At 65.7% G+C, this 4,634-nt stretch carries 5 protein-coding genes and 1 pseudogene; 5 read left to right on the top strand and 1 reads right to left on the bottom strand.

The window, feature by feature from the left end; genetic code table 11:
* Positions 1–207, bottom strand: a pseudogene (locus VJ811_RS04875) (cold-shock protein); the annotation flags it as partial.
* 262 nt (positions 208–469) lie between these two features.
* Between VJ811_RS04875 and VJ811_RS04870 the strand changes: the two are divergent.
* The 5 genes from VJ811_RS04870 to VJ811_RS04850 all read left to right on the top strand — a co-directional run bounded on the left by VJ811_RS04870 (position 470) and on the right by VJ811_RS04850 (position 4,461).
* Positions 470–1,087, top strand: coding sequence for a ribonuclease D (locus VJ811_RS04870; protein ID WP_324071152.1), 618 nt, complete (start codon positions 470–472; stop codon positions 1,085–1,087).
* A 19-nt stretch (positions 1,088–1,106) separates the two neighbouring features.
* Entirely contained in the window at positions 1,107–1,745 is a 639-nt protein-coding gene (gene lptC / locus VJ811_RS04865; protein ID WP_324071151.1) for an LPS export ABC transporter periplasmic protein LptC, read from the top strand.
* A 14-nt stretch (positions 1,746–1,759) separates the two neighbouring features.
* Positions 1,760–2,320, top strand: coding sequence for an LptA/OstA family protein (locus VJ811_RS04860; protein ID WP_414711914.1), 561 nt, complete (start codon positions 1,760–1,762; stop codon positions 2,318–2,320).
* Between the two features lie 103 nt (positions 2,321–2,423).
* The gene (locus VJ811_RS04855) at positions 2,424–2,573 is read left to right on the top strand and encodes a hypothetical protein (RefSeq protein WP_324071149.1); all 150 of its coding nucleotides are present in this window, start codon (positions 2,424–2,426) and stop codon (positions 2,571–2,573) included.
* Between the two features lie 67 nt (positions 2,574–2,640).
* Complete coding sequence (locus VJ811_RS04850; RefSeq protein WP_324071148.1) at positions 2,641–4,461, top strand: ABC transporter ATP-binding protein/permease; 1,821 nt, start codon at positions 2,641–2,643, stop codon at positions 4,459–4,461.
* The last annotated feature ends 173 nt before the right edge of the window (positions 4,462–4,634 follow it).

The raw sequence follows: 4,634 nt of genomic DNA, 5'->3' as shown, positions 1-4,634 counted from the left end.
GAAGCCACCGCCGCCGCCACGATCGCCGCCGCCGAAGCCGCCGCGGTCGCCGCCGCCGAAGCCGCCGCGGTCGCCGAAGCCACCACCGCGATTGCCGCCGCCATAGCTGTCGCCGCCATAGGGTGCAGGTTCGAAGCTGTCGAAATTGCCGAAATCATCGCGCTTGCCGCGCCCCCGCTGGCCGCGGCGATCCTTGTTGAAACTCATTGTCTAATAGTCGCTTTCGGTTCGTCCATACCCCATTCGATCAGCGCCTTGCGTCGGACGGGGACGCAGTTCACCATGGGCACAGACTCGCCCCGTGCCTCTAACGGCGCAATATATAGCCTAAATGAACGGCATCTGCGAACGGAAAATTCAAGCCTGTAATCAGAATTAAGCGCGCTTTGCCGCAGCCCCGCGGCGGGCGGTCCGCGTACCCGAAAACCAGTCATTGAGCGGCACGGCTGCTTGGCCTAAGGCGGGCTTTATGACTGTCTATTTCCACGAAGAAGATTTGCCCGAGGGCGTGCTCGGTTCGGGCGCGGTCGCGATCGATACCGAGACCATGGGGCTGAACCCGCTGCGCGACCGATTGTGCCTCGTCCAGATCAGCGACGGGTCGGGCGACGAGCATCTGGTCCGCTTCAAGCCCGGCAGCAGCTATGACGCGCCGGTGCTGAAGGCGATATTGACCGATCCGAACCGGTTGAAATTGTTTCATTTTGCGCGCTTCGACATCGCGGCGCTGCAGCAGGCGCTCGGCGTCGTCACGGCGCCCGTCTATTGCACCAAGATCGCCTCGAAGCTGATTCGCACCTACACCGACCGCCATGGGCTGAAGGAACTGGTGCGCGAACTCCTGGGGCAGGAAGTGTCGAAGCAGCAACAGTCGAGCGACTGGGGCGCCGCCGAACTCAGCGATGCGCAGCGCGAATATGCTGCGAGCGACGTGCGTTTCCTTCACGCGATGAAGGCGATTCTCGACGTGCGGCTGGCGCGCGAAGGGCGCACCGGGCTGGCACAAGCCTGTTTCGATTTCCTGCCGACGCGCGCGGCGCTCGACCTCGCGGGCTGGCCCGAGGTCGATATTTTCGCACACACCTGAAGAGGCGATTCGCAAGAGCATGTCCGAACGCGCCGATCTTGACCGCACGATGCGCCGCATGTGGGCGGCGAGCGGGTCGAGCCACGACCGCGTCGTGCGCATCCTGCGTTACGGCCTGCCGCTCGTCATCGGCGTCGTCGCGGCGGTGCTCGTCTTCTCGCCCTTCACCCAGCGCGCCGAGATCAGCTTCCTGTTGTCGAAGGACAAGGTCGAGATGGCCCGGGAGCGGATGAAGGTGACGCGCGCCGAATATCGCGGCCAGGATGCGAAGGGGCAGCCCTTCGCGCTGCTCGCGGGCAGCGCGGTCCAGAAAAGCTCGGCCGAGCCGATCGTGCGGATGACCGACCTGTCGGGGGCGATCAAGCTCGCCGACGGTCCGGCGACGATCGTCGCGAAGGACAGCGCCTATAATATGGAGACCGAAAAGATCGCGGTGCCGGGGCTGGTGCAGGTGAAGAGCTCGGGCGGCTATAGTATCGACGCGCGCAATGTCGCGGTCGATTTGAAGACGCGCAGCCTCGCCGGGCAGGGCGGCGTCAACGGCACGTTGAACATCGGCCGGTTTTCGGCCAACCAGCTGTCCGCCGACCTCGACCAGCGGGTCGTGCGCCTGCAGGGCAACGCGCGGCTGCGGATCAATCAGGGAGTGCTCAAATGAACCGGCTTTTGCCCATGAGGAGCGCGCTGCTTGCGGGCGCGGGTTTCGCGCTGACCAGCCTGGCTTTGCTGTCGGCCGGGCAGGGCGGCGACGCCGCGCAGGCGCAGGCGCTCGCCAATCATAACAGCGGCGCTCCGGTCGATTTCGCGGCGGGCAGCATCGAGGTCCAGGACCGCGCCGACCGCGTCGTCCTTGCCGGCAATGTCCGCGTCACGCAGGCGGGGCTGACCGTCACCGCGCCGCGGATGACGGTCGCCTATTCGCGATCGGGCGGCACCAGCGTCAACCGGCTCGATGCGACTGGCGGCGTGACGGTGGTGAAGGGCGACGAGACGGCGAAGGGCAATGTCGCCATCTATGACCTCGACCGGCGGCTGATCACGATGGTCGGCAATGTCGAACTGCGTCAGCGCGGGAATAATTTGCGCGGCGGGCGGCTTGTCATCGACCTCAGCAGCGGCCGCGCGACGGTCGACGGGCGCGGCGCGGCGCGCGGTCCCGATGGCAACCCGATCGCGGGCGGCACCGGCGGGCGCGTCACCGGCACCTTCACCGTACCGGAAAGAAAGCAGTAACCAACGCCTTTAACCGGGCTGCAACCACGCGCCTTCACCAAGGGAGTGGGACCAGTCACCAGCGGAGCCGGGGGGCGACGCCGCACAGTCGAAAGCAGCCCCCATGCGTTTTTCCCCCATCATCCCGTCCCGGCGTCCGCTGTTCGGACGCCGCCAGGAATCCCCTGTGGTGATTGTGCCGACCCCGACATCCGAAGAACGGCGGCTGATCGACCGCATCATTCGTCACGCGGGCGATCGCGAGTCGCGGTAGCCGCCCGATCCGCTCGTTGCGGTGAACGGCTTGGCGTTCGGCGCGCGTCCCCCTACATGGGGCGCGCATGCCGCCCGATACTTCCACTTCCGCCGACGCTTCGCGCGAGCCGCCCGTCCTCGCGACGCTGCGGCGGTTCCTCCCCTATCTGTGGCCGGCGGGGCAGACCGAGGCCAAGACCCGGATCGTCGTCGCCGCACTGATCGTGCTCGCGTCGAAGGGCGTGCAGCTGTCGATGGGCTTCCTCTATGGCGCCGCGATCGACCGGATGGCGCCGGGGATGGAGCCGGGGGTCGCAATCGCGATCGGGTTTTTGCTCGCCTATGCCGGCGCGCGCTTTGCCGGAACCTTGTTCGACAATCTCCGCAATGTCGTGTTCGAGCGTGTCGGGCAGGACGCGACGCGCGAGCTCGCGATCGCGACCTTTCGCCACCTTCATGCGCTGAGCCTGCGCTTCCATCTCGCGCGGCGGACCGGCGAGGTGACCAAGGTGATCGAACGCGGCACCAAAAGCATCGATACGATGCTTTATTTCCTGCTGTTCAATATCGCACCGACGATCATCGAGCTGACCGCGGTATTGGTGATTTTCTGGACCAAGTTCAGCTTTGGCCTGGCGGGCGCCACCGCGCTGATGGTCATCGTCTATATCATCTTCACGCGCAAGGTGACCGACTGGCGCAACGCGCTTCGTGCCCGGATGAACGACCTCGACACGCTGACGATCGGGCGCAGCGTCGACAGCCTGCTCAATTACGAAACGGTCAAATATTTCGGCGCCGAAGCGCGCGAAGAGGCACGGTATCGCGACGTCGCCGACCAATATGCGCGCGCCGCGGTCAAGAGCGAGAACAGCCTGGCCTGGCTCAACATCGGACAGAGCTTCATCACCAACGCCGCGCTGGCGGGGGCGATGGCCTATACGGCCTGGGGCTGGTCGAAGGGGCAGTTCCAGGTCGGCGACGTCGTGCTGGTGAACACGCTCTTGATGCAGTTGTTCCGCCCGCTCGATCTGCTCGGCATGGTCTATCGCACCATTCGCCAGGGGGTGATCGACATGGAGGCGATGTTCCGCCTGATCGACACCCCGCCCGAGATTAGCGATGCGCCGGATGCCCCGCCGCTCGTCGTGAACGGCGGCGCGGTGGCGTTCGAGAATGTCGTGTTCGGTTACGAGCCCGACCGCACGATCCTGAACGGCGTGAGCTTCGCGGTCGGTGCCGGCGAGACGCTGGCGATCGTCGGGCCGTCGGGCGCGGGCAAGTCGACGATCGCGCGGCTGCTGTTCCGCTTCTATGACCCGCAGGGCGGGCGCGTGCTGATCGACGGTCAGGACATCGCCAAGGTTACGCAAAAAAGCCTGCGCGCCGAGATCGGCATCGTCCCGCAGGACACGGTGCTGTTCAACGACAGCATCGGTTACAATATCGCCTATGGCCGTGAAGATGCCACCGCCGAAGGGGTCGCCGCGGCAGCCGAGGGCGCCGCGATCGACGGCTTCATCGCGCTGTTGCCGCAGGGCTATGACACCGAAGTCGGCGAACGCGGGCTGAAGCTGTCGGGCGGCGAAAAACAGCGCGTCGCGATCGCGCGCACGCTGCTCAAGAATCCCCCGTTACTGATCCTCGACGAAGCAACGAGCGCGCTCGACAGCCGCACCGAGGCGGCGATCCAGGACACGCTCGACCGCATCGCCGCGCGCCGCACGACCTTGGTGATCGCGCACCGGCTGTCGACGGTGACAGGCGCCGACCGGATCATCGTGCTCGAACGCGGCCGCGTCGCCGAGACGGGGACGCACGACCAACTGCTCGGCATGCGCGGGCTCTATGCCGACATGTGGGCGCGGCAGCAGGCGGAGAGGGACGAGGGAACCGTCGAGGCTTAGGGGCTGTACTCAATTGCCACCCGGCCGCGGTGTTTACAGTTTTGTAAATGATTTCCGCCAATTGGGCTCCCGGGGACCAATCCGTCCAGTGGACGGATGTCGAGGCGAAAGGTGGGAATTTGATCAGGCTGGCGATGTGTATCGCAATCGACCACGATCCGTGGCTCGTTGCG

This window comes from Sphingopyxis sp. (assembly GCF_035250425.1).
GTDB lineage: Bacteria > Pseudomonadota > Alphaproteobacteria > Sphingomonadales > Sphingomonadaceae > Sphingopyxis.
Note: the sequence above shows the minus strand (reverse complement) of the source record. Positions and strands in the feature narration are given on the sequence as shown.